Origin of the sequence: Amycolatopsis tucumanensis, assembly GCF_021654135.1 — a bacterium.
In the GTDB taxonomy this organism is placed as follows: domain Bacteria; phylum Actinomycetota; class Actinomycetes; order Mycobacteriales; family Pseudonocardiaceae; genus Amycolatopsis_E; species Amycolatopsis_E tucumanensis.
Genome location: NZ_JAKGSD010000005.1, coordinates 12400 through 32888 on the forward strand (window position 1 = coordinate 12400; position 20489 = coordinate 32888).

Sequence of the window (20489 nt, forward strand, 5' to 3'; positions counted from 1 at the left end):
GAGGGCGACGGGCAGGAAGGGCGCGTGTGGTCGAGCAGCAGCTGAGGATCCGGCGGTACACCGCCTACGGGCTGCTTGCTGTCTGCCTCGTCACGATCGTGCTCGTCTGGTCCGGTTTGGACTTCTTCCTGCGGCCGCTGGCGGTCCTGGTGTTCGTGCTCACCGCGCCCGGCTGGGCCCTGATCTCCTACGTCAACGTGCGGCACCTGTCGGTGACCTGGGTGAGCGCGGTCGGCATCTCGCTGGCGATCACCCTGATCGTGGCGCAGGTGCTGGTGCTGACCCGTTTCTGGCACCCGGAGGCGGCGGTCGTGGTGCTCGCGTTCGTCACCGCCGTCCCGCTGGCGCACCACGTGCTGCGCAGCCGCCCGGGTGAGGCCCGATGACGGTGGACCGGAAAACCGCCCCGGGCAAGGGCATGGTGGCCGACGGCCTCGCGTTGTCGGCCTCGGCCGCGATCACCGCGCTCGCCGGGATGATCGGCTGGGTGCTGGCCGCGCGGCTGCTGCCGCCCGCCGCGGTGGGCGACACCTCGGCGTTCGTGTCCGGGTTCCTGCTCGTCGCCGGGATCGCCGAGCTCGGCCTGGGGCCCGCGGTCCTGCGCTGGCTGCCCCGCGCCGGCGCGCAGCGGCCGCGGCTGCTGCTGCGCACCTATCTCGCGGTCCTGGCCGGCGGCGTCGTCGGCTCGGTCGTGTTCGTCCTCGTGCCCGCCGGGGCCGAGGTGGTGCACCGGGTGCCCGCCGGGGTCGCCTGGTTCCTCGTCGCCGGGATCGGCTGGACCCTGTTCCAGTTCCAGGACGAGGTGCTCACCGGGCTCGGCCTGGCCCGCTGGGTGCCGGTGGAGAACACCGCGTTCTCCGTGGCGCGGCTGGGACTGCTCGCCGGGCTGGGGCCGCTGGCAGGCGCGCTCGGGCTGGTGCTGTCCTGGGCGGTGCCCACGCTGATCGGGGTCGTGGTCGTGACCGTCCTGATCTGGCGCTCGGTGCGCCGCACCTCGCCCGCGCTCGCGCCGGGAGTCCTGCCCGGCCGCCGGGAGATCGTGCGGCTGCTCGCGCCGAGCTACCCGGCCATGGTGTGCGTGGTCGTGCTGTACAACCTGGTGCCGCTGATCGTGCTGCACCGCTTCGGCGCCGAGGCCAACGCCGTCTTCTTCGTGGTCTGGACCGCGATCAACGCGCTCGACGTCGCCGCGACGGCGTTCGTGAACCCGCTCGTGGTGCGCCTGTCCGCCGAGCCGGGCCACGCCCGGTCGCTGGTGACCGACGCGGGCAAACGGCTGGTGCTGGTGTTCGTGCCGCTGCTCGCCGTCGGCGCCGCGCTGGCCTGGGTGATGCTGGCGATCTTCGGCGCGGAGTACACCGCGGGCACCGACCTGCTGCGGGTGCTGCTCGCCGCCCAGGTGCCGCGGCTGGTCGTGGTGCTCGGCGTGGCCGTGCACCTGGCCGCGGGCCGGGGCGCCGGCGTCGCGGTGCTCCAGGCCGTGACCGCCGCCTCCGCCGTCGTGCTCGCGCTGCTGGTGCCGACCGAGTTCGGCTTCGGGGTCGGCATGCTCGTGGCGCAGGCCGTGATCGCCGCCGCGGTGCTGGCCGACCTGCGGCGCCGGGTGTTCGGGGCGCGTCCGTGACCGAACCGCCCACCCGCTTCCTGCGCCCGGTGCGCCCGAACCGCACCAGCCGCCCCTCGCCCCGGCCGCGGGAGCCGATGCGGTTCACGCAGCCGCCCCCGGCGGGCACGCCCACCCGCTACATCCCGGCCTCCGGCAGGCTCGCTCCGCAGCCGAAGCCGGAACCGCCGTCCCGCGCGGTCGAGTCCCGGCCCCGGCTGGGCACCGGCGCCGGGCGGCCCGCGTTCCTCGCCGACCCGTTCTTCGGTCCCGGCCTCGCCGGGGTCGCGGTGGTGCTGTGGATCATCGGGCTGCACCCGATCCCGCCCGAGTCGATCGGCGGGCTCGGGCTCGTCGCCGAGCTGTCGGTGCCCACGCTGCTGTCCTACCCGCTGCTGGTCGCCGCGGTGGTGCTGGAACTGCTCCGGTACCGCCCGCGCACCTGGTTGCTCTCGCTCTACACGCTCGTCGGCGTGATCGGCGTCTACGGGCTGCAGCCCGCGGTCGAGGAGGTCGCGCGGCTGCCGGTGGCCTGGCTGCACGCCGGGTTCGCCGACTACATCGCCACGCACGGCGACATCCTGCACGACTACGACGCGCGGTTCTCCTGGGCCGGGTTCTTCGCCCTGGTCGCGATGATCACCCGCGCGGCCGGGCTGCCCGACGCGATCCCGTTCCTGAACTGGGCGCCGGTGCTGCTGTCCGGGCTCGCGGTGCTCGGCGTGCGCGCGCTGGCCGTGTCCGCGCTGGGCAACCGGCGCGCGGCGTGGATCGCGCCGTGGCTCTACCTCGTCGCGAACTGGACCGAGCAGGACTACTTCTCGCCGCAGGGCACGGCGATGATCCTGATGCTCGCCGCGCTGACGCTGACCTTCCGGCACCTCGTGCGGCCCCGCCTCACCGAACCGGTCAAGGCGCGGCTGCGGGCCCGGCTCGCGCCGCGGTCCAGCCCGAAGGCGCGGCTGGTCGCGCAGGGCGCGGTGGTGCTCATCGGGCTCGCGCTCGCGCCCACCCACCAGCTGACCCCGTACGTGCTCGGGGTCCTGCTGCTGCTCCTGCTGGTGTTCGGGCGGCTGTGGCCGGCGTGGATGCCGTTCGTGGTCCTCGGCGGCGCGGTGGTGTGGTTCTCGCTGGGCGCGTCGGAGTTCTGGAGCGGCCAGCTGGTCCAGATGATCCTCAGCCCGCTCGGCGACGTCGGGTCCTCGGTGGACGAGGGCATCGTGGCCCGGTTCGCGGGCAGCCCCGGCCGGCTCGTGGTGCTCACCGTGCGCATCGGGATCACGCTGTTCGTCGCCGGCATGGCCGCCTACGGCATCTGGCTGATGCGCCGCGACTCGCTGAAGTCGTGGCTGCTGCCCGCCCTGTGCGTCGCGCCGTTCGGGCTCGCCGTGGCCCAGCCCTACGGCGGCGAGGTGTTCATGCGCTGCTTCCTCTTCTCGCTGCCGGTGATGGCCCTGCCCGCGTCGCTCGCGCTGGAGAAGTCCGTCACCGCCGCCCGCAGGCTGCGCTGGCGCAACCGCCCCGGGCACACGGTCCTCGCCGCCGGGGTGCCGTGGGTCGTGCTCACCGGGCTGCTCGCCTCGACGGTCACCGCGCGCGGCGGCAACGACGCCTACATCAGCTTCCACGCCAGCGACATCGCCGCCGCGAGCTGGGCGGTGCACGAGGCGCAGCCGGGGCAGCGGGTGGACTCGCTGGTCAACTCGGTGCCGCTGTCGTTCGCGCGGGTCGGCGAGGTGTCCCAGTTCGAGGTCGACGGCTACTGCGAAGACGTCATGGACGACGTCCCCGCGCTGGTCGCCTGCCTGCGCCTGAAGGGCCCCGATTATCTTGTGCTCACCGAGCCGCAGTGGGCCTACATGAAGATCTTCGAGCAGGTGCCCGACACCTACGGCGCCGACCTCGTGCGCGAGCTCGAGGCCACCGGGCTGTACCGCCTGGTGTTCGACGACCAGGGTTCGCTGGTGCTCGGCCGGACGACGCCCGCCGACCGGTTCGTGCAGGGCAGTGGCGGAGGGAACACGTGAACCAGACCCGGTCCCTGGGACGGCGGCTGAAGGACCAGGTGCACATCGAGCTGTGGTCGATGACCGTCGGCGCGATCGTGAACGGCCTGCTCGGCAGCGCGCTGGTGCCGCGGCCGCTGCGGCTGCTGGGCTACCGCGCGTTCGGCGCGCGCATCCACTCCGGGAACATCTTCCCGGGGCTGCGGATCCACGGCGCGCTGCGCAACGTCGAGATCGGCCGCCGCACGTTCCTCAACGCCGAGTGCTACCTGGAGTCGGTCGGGCCGATCACGATCGGCGCGGCCTGCCAGTTCGGCCCCCAGGTCATGATCATCACCTCGCACCACCCGACGCTGCCCGACGGCACGGTGTCCCGCGTCGCCGAGGCCCGCCCGGTCGTGATCGGCGACCGGGTGTGGGTCGGCGCGCGGGCCCAGATCCTGCCCGGCGTGCGCATCGCCGACGACGCGGTGATCGCCGCCGGCGCGGTGGTGGCGCGTGACTGCCCGGTGCCCGGCGTCTACGCCGGGGTGCCTGCCCGCCTGGTGCGGCAGACGTCCGTCGTGGCGGAGCCGGCGTGAGCCAGGCCGACTTCCTCACCCTGGTCACGGCGCTGTTCGGGGTGGCGCTGCTCGTCGTGCTCGTGGTGCGGACGGTGCTCAAGGAGATGGCCGTCGGCCGCCGGTCGACCGACACCGCCTCCGCGCGCACCGAGCGGATCCGCACACTGGACCTGGTGGCGGTGGGGCTGACCGTGCTCACCGCGATCGGCGCGATCTGGCGGATCGTGGTGGGACTGACGTTGTGACCGGCTCAGCCCGGCAACCGGATCGTCAGCGGGGGCACCCGCACGCTCAGACCATCCGACCGGACGAGCCCGCTCTCGGCCCGCGGGTTGACCACGACCTCGCCGCCGGGCGCGCTGAACTGGACCAGGTTCGCGGGGCGCTGCACGTCGACCAGCCCCTCGCGCAACCGCGGCGCCAGCCACGTCCACGCGGCGGTCAGGCTCGTCGGCCGCAGCACGTTCGTGCCGGGCCGCGCCGCGGACCACAACGCGGCGTAGGGCAGGTCGTCGCTGGCCTCCGGTTGCCACAGCAGCATCGCGGCCGCGCCGGCCTCGGCGGCCCGGGCCACCGCGTCCAGCGTGGCCACCGCCCGCGCCTGGTCCACCGGCACCGTGTCCTCGGCGCTCTCGGCGGTGGACCGGGTCCTGGCGGGCGGGGGAGCGGTCTCCGGGTAGAACTCCGACCACCACACCGGCAGCCCGGTGAGGCTGCGTGCCCAGCGGGTCGCGTCGGCGTAGAGCTGGCTCGCCTTGTCCGGCGTGGTGATCAGGCCCTTGTCCCGGGTGCCGGTGGAGGCGTCCAGCGCGACGAAGTCGGCGCCGTGCTTGTGCTGGTTCCAGTACTCCACGACGTCCAGCGACCGCTGGTCCACCACGCCGTACGGGCCGCGCATCTCCGACGGGTGATCCGTGGCGGCGGCCGAGGACCAGGTGTTCAGCACGACGTACGGGCCGCCGATCAGCGCGTCCGGCCGCACCGCCTTCACCGCGTCGTAGACCTGGTTGTACAGGTCGGTGTAGCCCTTCACGTCCCAGGCGCCCGCCTCGGCGTCCCAGAACCCCTTGAGCTCGTTCCACACCTGGAAGTACCTGACCTGCGGGTAGCGCTTCGCGACCGTCGCGGACAGGCGCGCGAAGTCGTCGAAGTGCGCGGGCAGCGGGGCGGCGGCCAGGTCGTCCCAGTCGGTCGTGCCGGGCGGGCCGCCCTTCATCCAGTCGGGCGCGCAGCACAGGGTGATCACCGGGGTGCCGCCGGTGCGCTCGATCAGGTCCATCCGCTCGTCCAGGCGGGACCAGTCGAAGCTGCCTGGCGCCGGCTCGGGATTGCCCACGCCGAAGCCCATGATGTGCTGGTTCTGCAGCATCGGGGTGGCGCCGAGGATCTGTTCCCCACTCGTGCGCTGCCCGGGTGTGAGCCACGAGTCGAGGCTGTACTGTGCGTGCGTCACGCCGAGTACGAGCCCATCCCCGGCGCCGGGCAGCAGCGTCACGGCCGGTGGCACCGGGGGGTCGTCCCGATCAGCCGGAGGCCAGCCGCCGAACAGCCCCACCACGAGCAGGGCAACCATCGCCAAGATCCCCACGCGTGCCAGCATGCGTGACCCATCACCGTTTTGCCTGTTCAGAGCTACACCCGGAAGGGGGAAAAGCAGTGAGCGCGGCCGCGGTCTCCGTGTGCGTCCCCGCCTACCAGTCCGGCCGGTACATCGCCGACACCGTCTCCAGCGTCCTTTCCCAGACCTTCGACGACTTCGAGCTCGTCGTACTGGACAACGCCTCGACCGACGAGACCCCGGACGTCCTGCGGGGCTTCGCCGATCCGCGGCTCAAGGTGCTCCGCAACGACCGCGTCCTGCCGCTGGCGGAGAACTGGAACCGCGTGGTGGCCGAATCTAGCGGCCGCTTCGTGAAGCTGGTGTGCGCTGACGACCTGCTGCACCCCGACTGCCTGCGCCGCCAGTACGAGGTGCTGGCGACCGACCCGGCCATCGCGCTGGTGTGCTCGCGCCGCGACATGATCAACGAGACCGGCGAGGTGCTCGCCGCGAACCGGGGGCTGCGCGGGCTGATCGGCCGCCACGAGGCGAGCACGGTGATCCGCAAGGTCGTCCGGCACGGCGGCAACCCGCTCGGCGAGCCCGGCGGCGCGCTGTTCCGCCGCGCGCAGTTCGACGCGGTCGGCGGGTGGGACGCGCGCTGGAAGTTCCCGATGGACCTGGCGCTGTGGATCGGCCTGCTGGGCCACGGCGACTTCTTCGGTCAGCGCGAGTCGCTGGCGGCGTTCCGGATCGGGCGGGACTCCCTGTCGGCGCGGGCCCAGCGCGCGGAGTACGCCGAGCAGCGCGCGTTGTCCGAGGGGCTGGCCAGCGATCCGGTGTGGGGCGTGCGGCCGGTCGACCGGCTCGTCGGCGCGGCGATGGCGCCGGGCGCGCGGCTGCGGCGGCAGGCGCTGTTCCTGGTCGCGAAGCGGCAGGGCGAGCGGGGCTAGATCAACCACCCGTACGGGGGACGATAAGTTGTCGCCGTGGTGCGTCGCGTAGTCATCCTGATCGCCTGCGTAGTACTCGTGGGTGTCGCGATCCTCGCCGTCCGGGTGACCTCCGAGCGCTTCGACGACTCGGGCGAGGAGGCCTCGCCGACCGTGATCACCGAGGCGCCGAGCACCGCCGTGATCACCCCGGAGCGCTCCGACGAGGCCGCGGTCAACTACGGCTGGCGGCTGACCGCGCAGGACGACTTCGACGGCCGCCGGGTGAACACCGCGAACTGGGAGATCTACCAGGGCCACAACCCGGTCTCGGGCGAGAACCTGAGCGCGGACCAGTGCGTGGTCCGCGGCGGCACGCTCACGCTCGTCGGCGACGGTGACGACACTGCGGCCACCTGCGGCATCGCTTGGCACGACGACCAGACCTACGGCCGTTGGGAGGTCCGCGCGCGCTTCCCGGCGCCCGCCGACCCCGACTTCAACCCGGTGCTGCTGCTGTGGCCGGAGAGCGACACCAACACCGACGGCGAGATCGACTTCGCCGAGATCTACGACCCCGCCCGCCAGTACGTGGAGAGCTGGCTGCACGGCCCGGGCAACATCGACGCCGGCCACACGCGCAAGGACCTCGACATCACCCAGTGGCACAACTACGCCGTGGAGTGGCAGCCCGACCACGTCACCTGCTACATCGACGGCCTCGCGTGGGCGACCTACGGCACGCCCGGCACCATCCCGAGCGAGCCGATGCACCTGGTCATCCAGCAGAACCACAACCGGCACAAGCCGACGGCGCCGATCCGCAGCACGGCCGAGGTCGACTGGGTGCGCGTCTACGAGTGACCATCCGCACACGGGAAATAGTCAAGCGCTCAACTAGGTTGTGAGGGAGCGAAGGCACAAGATCCGTCCCCCGGGAGTACCCATGACTTCGACCGCCAGTCTCGCCGACGCCCTCCACGTGCCGCAGGACGTGCAGGACCTGCTGTTCCGCCAGGCGCGCACCGCGAACTCGTTCTCCGACGAGCCGGTCAGCGAGGAGCAGATCCAGGCGATCTACGACCTGGTGAAGTGGGCGCCGACGTCGATGAACACCCAGCCGCTGCGCGCGCTGGTGATCCGCACCGAGGAGGGCAAGCAGCGGCTGCTGCCGCACATGTCCGAAGGCAACCGCGCCAAGACCGCGAGCGCCCCGGTGACCGTCGTGCTGGCCGCCGACACCGACTTCCACGAGAACCTGCCCAAGACCTTCCCGCACAAGCCGGACGCGAAGGACCTCTTCGCCGACGAGACCGGCCGCGAGGGCTTCGCCCGCCTGAACTCCCTGCTGCAGGTCGGCTACTTCATCATCGGCGTGCGCGCCGCCGGGCTGGCCGCCGGCCCGATGACCGGCTTCGACGCCGCCGGGGTGGACAAGGAGTTCTTCGCCGACCGCAACTGGAAGTCCCTGGTCGTGGTGAACGTCGGCAAGCCGGGTGAGAACCCGTGGTTCGACCGGCTGCCCCGCCTGGACTACGACGAGGTCGTCGAGACCGTCTGAAGTCCCTCGCGGAAGGCCGCGCGCGGGCGGCGGATAGCATCGGTGGGACATCACTTCGTTCGAAGGAGCCCATCGTGAACCAGCCGTCGTCCGCCGCAGCCGCACCCGCCGCCAGCGTGGTGGTGCCGGCCGGGACCACGGCCGGTGCCGCGATCCGCGAGGCGGGCCTGCCGACCAAGGGGGCCGACGCGATCGTCGTCGTCCGCGACGCCGACGGGCGCCTGCGCGACCTGGCGTGGGCGCCTGACGCGGACGCCTCCGTGGAGCCCGTCGCGGCGAACACCGAGGACGGCCGCAGCGTCATCCGCCACTCCGCGGCGCACGTGCTCGCCCAGGCGGTGCAGCAGCAGTTCCCGGAGGCCAAGCTCGGCATCGGCCCGCCCGTGAAGGACGGCTTCTACTACGACTTCCTCGTCGACAAGCCGTTCACCCCGGAAGACCTGCAGGCGCTGGAGAAGCGCATGAAGCAGATCATCAAGGGGGCGCAGCAGTTCTCCCGCCGCCGCTTCGACTCGGTCGACCAGGCGCGCGAGGAGCTCGCCGGCGAGCCGTTCAAGCTCGAGCTCATCGACCTCAAGTCTGATGTGGACACCTCCGAGGTGATGGAGGTCGGCGGCGGCGAGCTGACGATCTACGACAACCTCGACCCGCGCACCAAGGAGCGCGTGTGGAGCGACCTGTGCCGCGGCCCGCACGTGCCCACCACGAAGTTCATCCCGGCGTTCAAGCTGACCCGCGTGGCCGCCGCGTACTGGCGCGGCAGTGAGAAGAACCCGCAGCTGCAGCGCATCTACGGCACCGCGTGGGAGTCGGCCGAGGCGCAGGACGCCTACCTGGAGCGGCTGGCCGAGGCGGAGCGCCGCGACCACCGCCGCCTCGGCGCGGAGCTGGACCTGTTCTCCTTCCCGGAGGAGATCGGCTCCGGCCTGCCGGTGTTCCACCCCAAGGGCGGCATCATCCGCCGCGAGCTGGAGAACTACTCGCGCCGCCGTCACGAGGAGTCCGGCTACGAGTTCGTCAACACCCCGCACATCACCAAGAGCGGGCTGTTCTACACCTCGGGCCACCTGCCCTACTACGCCGACACGATGTTCCCGCCGCTGCCCCTGGAGGGCGAGGAGTACTACCTCAAGGCGATGAACTGCCCGATGCACCACCTGATCTTCAAGTCGCGCGGGCGGTCCTACCGGGAGCTGCCGCTGCGGCTGTTCGAGTTCGGCACGGTGTACCGGTACGAGAAGTCCGGTGTGGTGCACGGCCTGACCCGCGTGCGCGGGCTGACCATGGACGACTCGCACATCTACTGCACCCAGGAGCAGATGCCGGGCGAGCTGCGGTCGCTGCTGCGGTTCGTGCTCGACCTGCTGGCCGACTACGGCCTGTCCGACTTCTACCTGGAGCTGTCCACCCGCGGTGACTCGGACAAGTTCATCGGCTCCGACGAGGAGTGGGAGGAGGCCACCGAGACGCTGCGGCAGGCCGCCGTCGACTCCGGACTGGAACTGGTGCCGGACCCGGGCGGCGCGGCCTACTACGGCCCGAAGATCTCGGTGCAGGCCAAGGACGCCATCGGCCGGTCCTGGCAGATGTCGACCATTCAGCTGGACTTCAACCACCCCAAGCGGTTCGAGCTGACCTACACCGCCGCCGACGGCAGCCGCAAGCAGCCGGTGGTCATCCACCGCGCGTTGTTCGGCTCGATCGAGCGGTTCTTCGGCGTGCTCACCGAGCACTACGCCGGCGCGTTCCCGGCGTGGCTGGCGCCGGTGCAGGTGGTCGGCATCCCGATCGCCGACGAGCACGCCGAGCACCTGCGCGGCGTGGAGAAGGCGTTGCGCGCCAAGGGGATCCGCGTCGAGGTGGACACCAGCGACGACCGGATGCAGAAGAAGATCCGCACCCACACCACGCAGAAGGTGCCGTTCATGGTGCTGGCCGGCGCCAAGGACGTGGAGGCGGGCGCGGTGTCGTTCCGGTTCCGGGACGGCAGCCAGATCAACGGGGTGCCGGTGGCCGACGCGGTGGAGGCCATCACGAGCTGGGTCGAGCGGAGGGAGAACAGCTCGCCGACGGCCGAGGCGCTGAAGGCGGTCCTGCCTTGACCGAGCCGGAGCTGGTGGGCCAGGACGGCGTCGGGGTGCCGGACGCGTTGCAGCGCCTGTGGACCCCGCACCGGCTCGCCTACGTGCAGGGGCAGGACAAGCCGGAGGGCGACGAGCCCGAGGGGTGCCCGTTCTGCCGCCTGCTCGGCATGGACGACGCCGACGCGCTGATCCTGGCCCGCGGTGAGCACGTCTGGGCGGTGCTGAACCTGTACCCCTACAACCCGGGACACCTGATGGTGCTGCCGTACCGGCACGTGGCGGACTACCCGGACCTGACGCCGGAGGAGACGCGGGAGCTGGCGGAGTTCACCCAGCACGCGATGAAGGTGGTGCGGTCGGTGTCCGGGGCGCACGGGTTCAACATCGGGATGAACCAGGGCGTGATCGCGGGCGCCGGCATCGCGGCGCACCTGCACCAGCACCTGGTGCCGCGCTGGGGCGGCGACGCGAACTTCATGCCGGTGATCGGCCAGACGAAGGTGCTGCCCCAGCTGCTCGGCGAAACGCGCGAGCTGCTCTCGGACGCCTGGAAGCGAGTCTAGGGAGTGTCCGGTAACTGATCTACCTGCTGGCCTGGTTTGATCTTGGGTGGCGGGTCACTGTGGCGCGAGCACATCAGCACGCTGCTGGGGCTCGGAAGAAAAGGGGCTGCACGCCCGCCGTCGAGGCGCCCGCGGTCGACGGGGAAGGACTCGGCCTGATACCGATGCGGGTGCTGCTCACCGGCGGCCAGGCCGGCGACAACCCCCAACTGGTGCCGCTGCTGGATTGCATCCAGGTGGATCGGGCCGGGCCGTCCGCGGTGTCGGCCCGAGATGGTCATCGCGGACAAGGCCCAGTCGCATCCCTCGACCCGGCAGGCGATGCGGGACCGGCGAGTCCGATTCACCAGCCCGGAACGGGAGGACCAGATCGCTCCTCACGCGGCGAAAGGTTCCCGCGGCGGGTGTCTTCCCGCTTTCGATGCCGAGGCCTACCAGCAGCGAAACGTCGTCTGGCTCAGATGACTTACAGGACACTCCCCAGTAGCGCGAAAGGGTCCGGACGGAGTGCCCGTCCGGACCCTTTCGCCGCGAGGTTCTCAGGCCTGCAGGCCGGCCTCGATGTTCAGCTCGATCTTCACCTTGTCGCTCACCACGGCGGTCGGGATGCTGGCGCCGACGCCGAAGTCGCTGCGCTTGATCTCGGTGGTGGCGGAGATGCCGAACACCTTGGTGCCCTCGGCCATGCCGTCGGCGAAGCCGCCGACCTCGGCGGTCAGGGTGACCGGCTTGGTGACGCCGTGCAGGGTCAGCTCGCCGTCGATGAAGTACTCGCCGTCCTCGGCGCGCACGCCCGTCGACACGAAGGTCAGCGTCGGGAACTGCTCGACGTCCAGGAAGTCGGCGCCCTTCACGTGCGCGTCGCGGTCGGCGTTCTTCGTGTCGATGCTGCCGGCCTTGATGGTCGCGGTCACCTTTGAGTCCGCGAGGTCGGCGCCGGTCACGATCTCGCCCTCGACCTCGGCGAAGCGGCCGCGGACCTTGGACACGCCCAGGTGGCGGACGACGAAGTCGACGTCGGAGTGCACCGAGTCGATGGTCCAGGTGCCCGCGATGTAGCCGGGGATCTCGGTCGTCGAAGCGGTCATGTGCTTGTCTCCTCACAACGAAGCTTGGTTGAGCCCTCAACCACACCTTAGCGAAGAGATGGTTGAGGGCTCAACTAGGGCTACTATGTGAGACATGTCCGAACCGCGATGGCTCAGCGAAGACGAACAGCGTGTGTGGCGCTCGTTCTCGGTCGCCGTCACCATGCTGCGCGGCCACGTGGATTCCCAGCTCCAGCGCGACGCCCGCATGCCGCACACCTACTACGAGGTCCTCGTCGTGCTGTCCGAGGCGCCCGGCCGCACGCTGCGGATGAGCGAACTGGCCGAGAAGTGCCATTCGTCACGCAGCCGGCTCTCCCACGCGGTCGCCCGCCTGGAGGCCAACGGCTGGGTGCGCCGCGACAGCTGCGGCACCGACAAGCGCGGCTCGTTCGCGAAGCTGACCGACCGGGGCTTCGCCGCGCTCGAAGCCGCAGCTCCCGGGCACGTCGAGGCCGTACGCGAGGCCCTGTTCGACGCGCTCACCCCGGACCAGGTGCGCGCGCTGGGGGAGATCTCCGACGCGATCCGCGACAAGCTCACGCCCCGCTGCGCGGAAGCCGTCGCGGCCGAGGAAGCCCGGCTGGACCGCCTCGCCTGAGGGCGCGCGGCGCCTTGGGCGCGCCGCGTCACCGGAGCGTCGTAGCGGGTGGATAGGCTGCGGTCAGCAAACCGACCCCGCAGCCCCAGGTGGAACGCCGAGAGCGATGGACATGCCCGCCGATACCGCCACCCCGACGATCTGATGCTGAACATCTTCGCGCGAGCGTCCGTCTCGCGAGCCCTGGACCCGCTCGGCCACGCGCTGGTGCGGGCCGGGCTGACCCCGAACGCGATGACCATGATCGGCACGGCCGGCGCGATCGCCTGTGCCCTGGTGTTCTTCCCGAACGGGATGCTGCTCGCCGGCACGTTCACCGTGTGGGGCTTCGCGATGCTCGACCTGCTCGACGGCGCGATGGCCCGCGCCCGCGGCTACGGCACCCCGTTCGGCGCGACGCTGGACGCGACCTGCGACCGGCTCGCCGACGGCGCCCTGTTCGCCGGCATCGCGTGGTGGTGCTTCGCGGTCGAGCACAACCTGCGCGCCGCGGCGGCCTGCCTGATCTGCCTCGTGCTGGCGCAGGTGATCTCCTACATCAAGGCCCGCGCCGAGGCCGAGGGTCTCAAGGCCGACGGCGGGCTGGTCGAGCGCGCCGAGCGGCTGATCATCGCGCTCGTCGGCACCGGGCTGGAGGGCCTCGGTGTGCCGTTCGCCGTCGAGGGCACGCTGTGGCTGCTCGCCGCGGGCTCGATCGTCACCACGGTCCAGCGGATGCTGGCCGTCGCCGCCTCCGCCAGGGAGGCGGGCTGATGGGCCGGTTCGGCGAGCGGATGGCCGACCTCGGCTACGCGGCCGGCTGGAACGTGGTGCGCCGCCTGCCGGTGCCGCTGGCGAAGGCCGGTTTCGGGCTGGCCGCGGACTTCGCGGCGTGGCGCAAGGGTCCCGGCGTGCGGCAGTTGCGCCGCAACCTGGTCCGCGTCGTGCCGCAGGCGGACGAGACCGAACTCGACGAGCTGACCCGGCAGGCCGTGCGGTCCTACGCGCGCTACTGGCACGAGGCGTTCCGGCTGCCGACGATGGACGCGGAGGGCATCCGGGCCCGGGTGAACGCGACGATCAGCGGCGTGGAGAACCTCGACGCCGCGCTCGCCGAGGGCAACGGCGCCGTGGTCGCGTTGCCGCACAGCGGGAACTGGGACGTGCCGGGCATCTGGGCCGTCGGCCGGTACGGCCCGTTCACCACGGTCGTCGAACGGCTCAAGCCGGAGTCGCTGTTCCAGCGGTTCGTCGCCTACCGCGAGTCGCTGGGGTTCGAGATCCTGTCCGCGGACGGCGGCACCGGCTCGTTCCGGTTGCTGCTGCAGCGGTTGCGGGAGAACCGGGTGGTGTGCCTGATCGCCGACCGCGACCTGTCCGGCAGCGGGGTGCCGGTGTCGTTCTTCGGGGAGAAGACGAGCATGCCGGCCGGCCCGGCCCGGCTGGCCGCCAGCACGGGCGCCGCGCTGCTGCCGGTGGGCAGCTGGTTCACCGAGGACGGCTGGGGCATCCGGATCCACCCGCGCATCCGCGTCGCGCACCGCACCGAGGTGCCCGCGGCCACCCAGGCGCTGGCCGACGTCTTCGCAGGCGACATCGCCGCGCACCCGGCGGACTGGCACATGATGCAGAAGCTGTGGGCCGCCGATTTCGAGGAGGCGACCTTTTCGGCGGAGGAAGCGGCGTGAAGGTCGGGATCGTCTGCCCGTACTCCTTCGACGTGCCCGGCGGTGTCCAGGGGCACGTCACGGACCTGGCGCGCGCGCTGCGCGACCGCGGGCACGAGGTGTCGGTGCTGGCTCCCGCGGACGACGACGCGGACCTGCCCGACTTCGTGCACCCCGCGGGCAAGGCGCTCGGCATCCCGTACAACGGCTCGGTGGCGCGGCTGCAGTTCGGCCCGGTGTCCTACGCGCGGGTGCGGCGGTGGCTGCGCGAGGGCGGGTTCGACGTGCTGCACCTGCACGAGCCTGCCGCGCCGAGCCTGTCGCTGCTGGCGCTGAAGGTCGCCGACGGGCCGATCGTCGCGACGTTCCACACCTCCACGCCGCGGTCCCGGACGCTGTCGGCGTTCCAGCCGGTGCTGCGGCCCCTGCTGGAGAAGATCACCGCGCGCATCGCCGTGTCCGCGCTGGCGCGGCGGGTGCAGGTCGAGCACGCCGGTGGTGACGCGGTGGAGATCCCGAACGGCGTCGACGTCGAGTTCTTCTCCCGGGCCGAGCCGCTGGAGGGTTATCCGCGGGCGGGCGGCACGATCGGGTTCGTCGGCCGGTTCACCGAGCCGCGCAAGGGCATGGACGTCCTGCTGGAGGCCGCCCGACGCCTGCTGCCGGAGTTCCCGGAGCTGCGGCTGCTCGTGGTCGGGCGCGGCGAGGCCGACGCGCTGCGCCGGATGGCGGGCCCGGAGCTGGCGCCGCACCTGGAGCTGCTCGGGCAGGTCGACGACGCCACCAAGGCGCGGGCGCTGCGCAGCGTGGACGTGTACTGCGCGCCCAACACCGGCGGCGAGAGCTTCGGGATGATCCTCACCGAGGCGATGGCGGCCGGGACGGCGGTGGCGGCGAGCAACCTCGACTCGTTCCGCCGCGTGCTCGACGACGGCCGCGCCGGGGCGCTGTTCACCACCGGCGACAGCGCCGCGCTGGCCGATTGCCTGCGTGAGCTGCTCGGCGACCCGGCGCGGCGGACGTCGCTGGCCGCGGCGGCGGGGGAGCGGGTCGCGATCTACGACTGGCCGGTCGTGGTGACGCAGGTGCTGCGGGTCTACGAAACGGCGATCGCCGCCGACCCGCGGCGGGTCAGTGCGGAGGACGCGCCGCTGTGAACTGGTTCGTGCTGGTCGTCTCGATCGTCGCGGCGATCGTCGTGCTCGGCGGGTTGTTCCTGGTCGCGACCGCCAACCGGCTGGACCGGCTGCACGTCCGGCTGGACGCCGGGTGGGCGGCGCTGGACGCGGCGCTGGCGCGGCGGGCGGTGGTCGCGCGGGCCGTGGCGGCCGTCGACGGCGCGGCGCCGGGCCTGCGCGAGGCGGCGGACATCGCGGAGAAGGCCCCGCGCGCCGAGCGCGAGGTCGCGGAGAACGAGCTGACGCGGCTGCTGGAGACGGTCGACCGGGCCCGGCTGCCCGCGTCGCTGGCCGAGGAGCTGGCCGACGCCGAGCACCGGGTGGTGATCGCGCGGCGCGTGCACAACGACGCGGTGCGCGACACGCTGGCGCTGCGACGGCGGCGGAAGGTGCGGTACTTCAAGCTGGCGGGCACCGCGCGGCAGCCGGAGTACTTCGAGATCGCGGAACCGCCGGTGCCGGGCGCTTAGGATCCGCGTATGGCTACGGAAGACTCGGCGTGCGCGGTGGCGCACGGCGCGGACGATTCAGCGGTGGACACGCGGACGCTGGTCGCGGTGTTCGCCTCACCGGTCGCGGAGTTCCTGCTGCGCTACGGCGAGGACCTGGGCTACCGGACGCTGCTGTTCGAACCGGACCCCGCGCGAGCGGTCCCGGGCGCGACGGCCGAGTTGCCGGACCTGGATGGCGACACGGATGTCGTGGTGACCGACCACCACCGGCCCGAGCTGGGCACCGCGCTGCGGGACGTGCTGGCGCGGCCGGTGCGCTGGGCCGGGGTGATGGGCAACCCGCGACACGAGGGCCCGCACGTGGCGGCGCTGCGGTCGCTGGGCGTGGCGGAGGCCGACATCGCCCGGGTGCACCGCCCGATCGGCCTGGACATCGGCTCGCGCCGCCCGGCGGAGATCGCGATCGCGACCTTGGCCGGGTTGATCGCGGACCGCAACGGCCGGCCGGGTGGCTTCTTCGGCCGCTGATCCGCGGGCGCCTGACCGCCGCGCCGAGCGGCGCTGCGCGAGTCGCAACGGCCGTTCCGGCGGTTCTTCACCCGCTGATCGCGCCCGGCGAGGTGGATCGCGGCCGCGGCCGCGTTCGCGTACCGACCCACGAACGGGCCCCGTGGCGCGGGTTGTGCGCGGACCCCGTTCACGGACGCGAGTTCCGCGGCCGGTGCCGCCCGCGCGGCGCCGAGCGGCCCTGCGCAGGTCGCAACGGCCGGTCCGGCGGTTATTCGCCCGCTGAGCGCGCCCCGGCGGGGCGGACCTCGCCCACCGCGGGATTGATGCCTGCCCACGAACGCGCCCGTCGAGCGGGTCGTGCGCGAACCCCGGTCCCGGGCGCGAGTTCCGCGTCCGGGAGCGGCCGAGTGCCGCCCCCGCCGCGGCTTCGCCGCGCGAGTTCCTCATGTGCGGGCGCGAGTTCCGCTCCGCCATGCACGCCGCCCTGCGCGAGTTCCGCTCTGCCGCGCGCCGCGCTGCCCTGCGCCAGTTCCGCGCCGCGCCGGCCGCTGCGCGAGTGCCGCCTCCGGCTCACTCCCGGGCGGCTCGCACCGCGGCGCCCGCCGCGGCCACATCCAGGTCCACCACCACGAAGTCCCCCTCGGCCCGGCCCCGCTCGGACACCGCGAGCCCGATCAGCGCCAGTTCGGCCGCCCGGTCCCGCAGCACCCACTGCTCCGGGCTCTCCGGCTCCACCGGCCCGGTCTCGTCACGCTGCCAGGCGGCCAGGGCGGCCTCGGCGAGCGCCCGCGGCAGCCGGACGGTGATCCGGTGCTCCCCGATCGCCGTCCCGATCGCCGCCAGCACCTCGGCGTCCTCGTGGTAGCGCATGCGGCGAGAATAGGCACCCCACCGCGGCCCGCGCCCGTGAATTTCAGGCGTGCGCCGCCACCAGGTTCTCCGGCATCGGGTCGTAGCGCGTGTGCCTGCGGGTGAACGTCGCCGTCCCGGAGCTCAGCGACCGCAGCTCCGTGGTGTACCGCAGCAGCTCGGTCGCGGGCACCTCGGCGCGCACGATGCTCCGCCCGCCGCTCACCGACTCCGTCCCCAGCACCCGGCCGCGCCGCGCGGACAGGTCGCCGAGCACCGCGCCCAGGTACTCGTCCGGCACCCGGACGTCGACCTCGTCCAGCGGTTCGAGCAGCACCACGCGCCCGTTCGCGGCGGCCTCCTTCAGCGCCAGCGCGCCCGCGGTCTGGAACGCCGCGTCCGAGGAGTCCACGCTGTGCGCCTTGCCGTCGACGAGCGTCACCCGCACGTCGACCACCGGGAAGCCGGCCACCAGCCCGCGCTGCAGCTGCGCCCGCACCCCCTTCTCCACGCTCGGGATGAACTGGTGCGGCACGGCCCCGCCGACGATCCGGTCCACGAACTCGAACCCGGCGCCCCGCGGCAGCGGTTCGACCTCGATGTCGCACACCGCGTACTGGCCGTGCCCGCCGGACTGCTTCACGTGCCGCCCGTGCCCCTTCGCCGGCCCGGCGAACGTCTCGCGCAGGCTCGTCTTCACCGGCTCGGTGTCCACTTCGGCCCCGCCGGCCCGCAGCCGGGACAGCACGACGTCCGCGTGCGCCTCGCCCATGCACCACAGGACCAGCTGCGCCGTCTCGGCGTTGCGCTCCAGCCGCAGCGTCGGGTCGCCGGCCACCAGGCGGGACAGGTTGCGCGCCAAGGCGTCCTCGTCGCTGCGGTTGCGCGCCACGACGGCCACCGGCAGCAGCGGCTCGGGCATCGGCCACGGGCGCATCAGCAGCGGGTGGTCGGGGGAGGAGACGGTGTCGCCGGTCTCGGCCGACCCGACCTTCGTCAGCGCGCACAGGTCCCCGGCGACGCAGTAGGGCACCTCGCGCAGGTTCGCGCCCAGCGGCGAGTACAGGTGCGCCACCCGCTCGTCGGTGTCGTGGTCCTCGTGACCGCGTTCGGCCATGCCGTGCCCGGACACGTGCACCGGCCGCTCCGGCCGCAGCGTCCCGGAGAACACCCGGACGAGCGACACCCGCCCGACGTAGGAGTCGACGGCGGTGCGCACCACCTCGGCGGCCAGCGGCCCGTCCGGGTCGGTGCTCAGCTCGGGGTGCGGGGCGCCCTCGGGCGTGGTGACCGGCGGCAGCTTGTGCTCCAGCGGCGACGGGAACGCGCGGACGATGCCGTCGAGCACCTCGGCCAGCCCCACGCCGGTGGCCGCGCACACCGGGATCACCGGGTGGAAGGACCCGCGCGCCACCGCCGTCTCCAGGTCCGCGATCAGCGTGTCCTCGCTGATCTCCTCGCCCGCGAGGTAGCGGTCCATCAGGGTCTCGTCCTCGCTCTCGGCGATGATGCCCTCGATGAGCTCGTTGCGCGCCTCGGTCAGCCGCTCCAGGTCGGCCGGCGACGGTTCGCCCAGGCGCGGCGGGAAGCCGTCCGAGTAGTCGTACAGCCGCCGCGTGATCAGCCCGACCAGGCCCGGCTCCGGGCCGCTCGCCGGCAGGTACAGCGGCAGCACGCCGGCGCCGAACGCGTCCTGGCACGCGGCGATCTCGCCCTCGGGGTCGGCGCGGTGGTGGTCCAGCCGGGAGACGATCACGGCGCGCGGCATGCCCACCGCGGCGCACTCCTCCCAGATGGCCACCGTCGCCGGGTCGACGCCCTCGGCCGAGCACACCACGAACAACGCGGCGTCGGCGGCGCGCAGCCCGGCCCGCAGCTCGCCCACGAAGTCGGCGTAACCGGGGGTGTCGATCAGGTTGATCTTGTGCCCGTCGTGCATCACCGGCGCGACGGAGAGCCCGACCGAGCGCTGCTGGCGCACGGCCGCCGGGTCGTGGTCGCAGACCGTGGTGCCCTCCACAACGGAACCGGCCCTGGTCACGGTGCCGGACACCGCGAGCAGGGCCTCGGTGAGGGTGGTCTTGCCGGAGCCGGACGGCCCGACCAGGACCACGTTGCGGACCTTGACCGGGTCGTCCACAGCGACCGCGGCTCCGGCATCGACGGTGCGGGCTTGTTTGTCGGCCATGACGGGCTCCCCGGGGGACGACGCTGTCGAAAGGTGTGTCCTCGATCACACACCCGGCGAGCATGGTCCGGCAACCCCGCGCGGGCAGGTTGCGCCTGCGGAGCGAAAGTGGACTGCTGAGATCGCGGCGAACTGGCCTGGGGGAGCGGTCCACCGAAACCTAGACTGGACCCCGAACCCCCTCTGTGTTTCGTGAAAGGCGTTCTGTCGTGTCCGAAGTTCAGTCCAGCAGTTCCGCCACGCCCGAACGGGGCACCGCCCGCGTCAAGCGGGGCATGGCCGAGATGCTCAAGGGCGGCGTGATCATGGACGTCGTCACCCCCGAGCAGGCCAAGATCGCCGAGGACGCCGGCGCGGTGGCCGTCATGGCGCTCGAGCGCGTGCCCGCCGACATCCGCGCGCAGGGCGGGGTGGCGCGGATGAGCGACCCGGACCTCATCGAGGGCATCATCGACACCGTCTCCATCCCGGTGATGGCCAAGGCGCGGATCGGCCACTTCGTCGAGGCGCAGGTGCTGCAGTCGCTCGGTGTCGACTACATCGACGAGTCCGAGGTGCTCACCCCCGCCGACTACGCCAACCACATCGACAAGTGGGCCTTCACCGTGCCGTTCGTGTGCGGGGCGACGAACCTGGGCGAGGCGCTGCGCCGCATCAACGAGGGCGCGGCGATGATCCGCTCCAAGGGCGAGGCGGGTACCGGCGATGTCTCCAACGCGACCACCCACATGCGCAAGATCCGCGCCGAGATCCGGCGGCTCACGTCGCTGCCGGAGGACGAGCTGTACGTCGCCGCCAAGGAGCTGCAGGCGCCCTACGAACTGGTGCGCGAGGTGGCGGAGAAGGGCAAGCTGCCGGTCGTGCTGTTCACCGCGGGCGGCATCGCGACCCCGGCCGACGCGGCGATGATGATGCAGCTCGGCGCCGAGGGCGTGTTCGTCGGCTCCGGCATCTTCAAGTCCGGCGACCCCGCGAAGCGCGCCGAGGCGATCGTCAAGGCCACCACGTTCCACGACGACCCGGACGTGATCGCGAAGGTGTCCCGCGGCCTCGGCGAGGCGATGGTCGGCATCAACGTGGACGACGTGCCGGAGCCGCACCGGCTCGCCGAGCGCGGCTGGTAGT

At 72.5% G+C, this 20489-nt stretch carries 21 protein-coding genes; 17 read left to right on the forward strand and 4 right to left on the reverse strand.

Annotated elements, in window-relative coordinates; all coding sequences use genetic code 11:
- Positions 1–26 precede the first annotated feature (26 nt).
- The 5 genes from L2C96_RS07555 to L2C96_RS07575 are packed head-to-tail and all read left to right on the forward strand — an operon-like array spanning position 27 to position 4417.
- Positions 27–386 (forward strand): hypothetical protein, encoded by a 360-nt coding sequence (locus tag L2C96_RS07555; RefSeq protein ID WP_237335657.1) that lies wholly within the window; start codon positions 27–29, stop codon positions 384–386.
- Positions 383–1624: a lipopolysaccharide biosynthesis protein gene (locus tag L2C96_RS07560; protein ID WP_237335658.1), complete on the forward strand. Its 1242-nt coding sequence runs from the start codon at positions 383–385 to the stop codon at positions 1622–1624. The genes L2C96_RS07555 and L2C96_RS07560 overlap by 4 nt, the downstream gene beginning before the upstream one ends.
- On the forward strand, positions 1621–3630 hold the full coding sequence (locus L2C96_RS07565; protein WP_237335659.1) for a hypothetical protein: 2010 nt from the start codon (positions 1621–1623) through the stop codon (positions 3628–3630). Before L2C96_RS07560 ends, L2C96_RS07565 begins: the two co-directional genes overlap by 4 nt.
- Complete coding sequence (locus L2C96_RS07570) at positions 3627–4190, forward strand: acyltransferase (RefSeq protein ID WP_017987940.1); 564 nt, start codon at positions 3627–3629, stop codon at positions 4188–4190. Before L2C96_RS07565 ends, L2C96_RS07570 begins: the two co-directional genes overlap by 4 nt.
- On the forward strand, positions 4187–4417 hold the full coding sequence (locus tag L2C96_RS07575) for a hypothetical protein (protein ID WP_020420727.1): 231 nt from the start codon (positions 4187–4189) through the stop codon (positions 4415–4417). Before L2C96_RS07570 ends, L2C96_RS07575 begins: the two co-directional genes overlap by 4 nt.
- Positions 4418–4422: 5 nt before the next feature.
- Here the strand turns inward: L2C96_RS07575 and L2C96_RS07580 are convergent, their stop codons facing one another.
- Complete coding sequence (locus L2C96_RS07580) at positions 4423–5760, reverse strand: glycoside hydrolase family protein (RefSeq protein ID WP_237335660.1); 1338 nt, start codon at positions 5758–5760, stop codon at positions 4423–4425.
- Positions 5761–5828: 68 nt separating this feature from the next.
- Between L2C96_RS07580 and L2C96_RS07585 the strand changes: the two genes are divergently transcribed.
- From L2C96_RS07585 to L2C96_RS07605, 5 genes are all read left to right on the forward strand, one after another.
- Positions 5829–6665: a glycosyltransferase family 2 protein gene (locus L2C96_RS07585; protein WP_020420725.1), complete on the forward strand. Its 837-nt coding sequence runs from the start codon at positions 5829–5831 to the stop codon at positions 6663–6665.
- Between the two features lie 36 nt (positions 6666–6701).
- Complete coding sequence (locus L2C96_RS07590; protein ID WP_237335661.1) at positions 6702–7508, forward strand: glycoside hydrolase family 16 protein; 807 nt, start codon at positions 6702–6704, stop codon at positions 7506–7508.
- A gap of 82 nt (positions 7509–7590) precedes the next feature.
- Entirely contained in the window at positions 7591–8205 is a 615-nt protein-coding gene (locus L2C96_RS07595; protein ID WP_020420723.1) for a malonic semialdehyde reductase, read from the forward strand.
- A gap of 74 nt (positions 8206–8279) precedes the next feature.
- On the forward strand, positions 8280–10307 hold the full coding sequence (gene thrS / locus L2C96_RS07600; RefSeq protein WP_237335662.1) for a threonine--tRNA ligase: 2028 nt from the start codon (positions 8280–8282) through the stop codon (positions 10305–10307).
- Positions 10304–10852 carry an HIT family protein gene (locus L2C96_RS07605; protein WP_237335663.1) on the forward strand — a complete coding sequence of 183 codons (549 nt, stop codon included), beginning with the start codon at positions 10304–10306 and terminating at the stop codon, positions 10850–10852. The genes thrS and L2C96_RS07605 overlap by 4 nt, the downstream gene beginning before the upstream one ends.
- A gap of 539 nt (positions 10853–11391) precedes the next feature.
- On the opposite strand, the gene L2C96_RS07610 is transcribed toward L2C96_RS07605, so the two are convergent.
- The gene (locus L2C96_RS07610) at positions 11392–11940 is read right to left on the reverse strand and encodes a YceI family protein (protein ID WP_237335664.1); all 549 of its coding nucleotides are present in this window, start codon (positions 11938–11940) and stop codon (positions 11392–11394) included.
- Positions 11941–12034: 94 nt separating this feature from the next.
- Between L2C96_RS07610 and L2C96_RS07615 the strand changes: the two genes are divergently transcribed.
- The 6 genes from L2C96_RS07615 to L2C96_RS07640 all read left to right on the forward strand — a co-directional run bounded on the left by L2C96_RS07615 (position 12035) and on the right by L2C96_RS07640 (position 16345).
- A complete protein-coding gene (locus L2C96_RS07615) occupies positions 12035–12541 on the forward strand; it encodes a MarR family winged helix-turn-helix transcriptional regulator (RefSeq protein WP_027930482.1) in 507 nt (168 codons plus the stop codon).
- A 144-nt stretch (positions 12542–12685) separates the two neighbouring features.
- Positions 12686–13294 (forward strand): phosphatidylinositol phosphate synthase, encoded by a 609-nt coding sequence (gene pgsA / locus L2C96_RS07620; protein WP_017987950.1) that lies wholly within the window; start codon positions 12686–12688, stop codon positions 13292–13294.
- Positions 13294–14208, forward strand: coding sequence for a phosphatidylinositol mannoside acyltransferase (locus L2C96_RS07625; protein ID WP_020420718.1), 915 nt, complete (start codon positions 13294–13296; stop codon positions 14206–14208). The genes pgsA and L2C96_RS07625 overlap by 1 nt, the downstream gene beginning before the upstream one ends.
- Positions 14205–15344 carry a glycosyltransferase family 4 protein gene (locus tag L2C96_RS07630; protein WP_020420717.1) on the forward strand — a complete coding sequence of 380 codons (1140 nt, stop codon included), beginning with the start codon at positions 14205–14207 and terminating at the stop codon, positions 15342–15344. The genes L2C96_RS07625 and L2C96_RS07630 overlap by 4 nt, the downstream gene beginning before the upstream one ends.
- On the forward strand, positions 15341–15835 hold the full coding sequence (locus L2C96_RS07635) for a LemA family protein (RefSeq protein WP_020420716.1): 495 nt from the start codon (positions 15341–15343) through the stop codon (positions 15833–15835). Before L2C96_RS07630 ends, L2C96_RS07635 begins: the two co-directional genes overlap by 4 nt.
- 9 nt (positions 15836–15844) lie before the next feature.
- A complete protein-coding gene (locus L2C96_RS07640; RefSeq protein ID WP_020420715.1) occupies positions 15845–16345 on the forward strand; it encodes an XdhC family protein in 501 nt (166 codons plus the stop codon).
- 552 nt (positions 16346–16897) lie between these two features.
- Here L2C96_RS07640 and L2C96_RS07645 read toward each other — a convergent pair.
- Together L2C96_RS07645 and L2C96_RS07650 are read right to left on the reverse strand one after the other, a co-directional pair.
- Complete coding sequence (locus L2C96_RS07645) at positions 16898–17197, reverse strand: hypothetical protein (protein WP_237335665.1); 300 nt, start codon at positions 17195–17197, stop codon at positions 16898–16900.
- 43 nt (positions 17198–17240) lie between these two features.
- Positions 17241–19364, reverse strand: coding sequence for an elongation factor G-like protein EF-G2 (locus tag L2C96_RS07650; protein ID WP_237335666.1), 2124 nt, complete (start codon positions 19362–19364; stop codon positions 17241–17243).
- Between the two features lie 209 nt (positions 19365–19573).
- Between L2C96_RS07650 and pdxS the strand changes: the two genes are divergently transcribed.
- Positions 19574–20488, forward strand: coding sequence for a pyridoxal 5'-phosphate synthase lyase subunit PdxS (pdxS, locus tag L2C96_RS07655; protein ID WP_027936254.1), 915 nt, complete (start codon positions 19574–19576; stop codon positions 20486–20488).
- Position 20489: the final 1 nt, after the last annotated feature.

What these genes read in the sequence shown, in the direction of transcription:
- L2C96_RS07595 (WP_020420723.1), top strand. Translation starts at nt 7,591, where the DNA reads ATGACTTCGACCGCCAGTCTCGCCGACGCCCTCCACGTGCCGCAGGAC.
- L2C96_RS07645 (WP_237335665.1), bottom strand. Translation starts at nt 17,197, where the DNA reads ATGCGCTACCACGAGGACGCCGAGGTGCTGGCGGCGATCGGGACGGCG.
- L2C96_RS07615 (WP_027930482.1), top strand. Translation starts at nt 12,035, where the DNA reads ATGTCCGAACCGCGATGGCTCAGCGAAGACGAACAGCGTGTGTGGCGC.
- L2C96_RS07560 (WP_237335658.1), top strand. Translation starts at nt 383, where the DNA reads ATGACGGTGGACCGGAAAACCGCCCCGGGCAAGGGCATGGTGGCCGAC.
- L2C96_RS07640 (WP_020420715.1), top strand. Translation starts at nt 15,845, where the DNA reads ATGGCTACGGAAGACTCGGCGTGCGCGGTGGCGCACGGCGCGGACGAT.
- L2C96_RS07650 (WP_237335666.1), bottom strand. Translation starts at nt 19,364, where the DNA reads ATGGCCGACAAACAAGCCCGCACCGTCGATGCCGGAGCCGCGGTCGCT.
- pgsA (WP_017987950.1), top strand. Translation starts at nt 12,686, where the DNA reads ATGCTGAACATCTTCGCGCGAGCGTCCGTCTCGCGAGCCCTGGACCCG.
- L2C96_RS07610 (WP_237335664.1), bottom strand. Translation starts at nt 11,940, where the DNA reads ATGACCGCTTCGACGACCGAGATCCCCGGCTACATCGCGGGCACCTGG.
- L2C96_RS07625 (WP_020420718.1), top strand. Translation starts at nt 13,294, where the DNA reads ATGGGCCGGTTCGGCGAGCGGATGGCCGACCTCGGCTACGCGGCCGGC.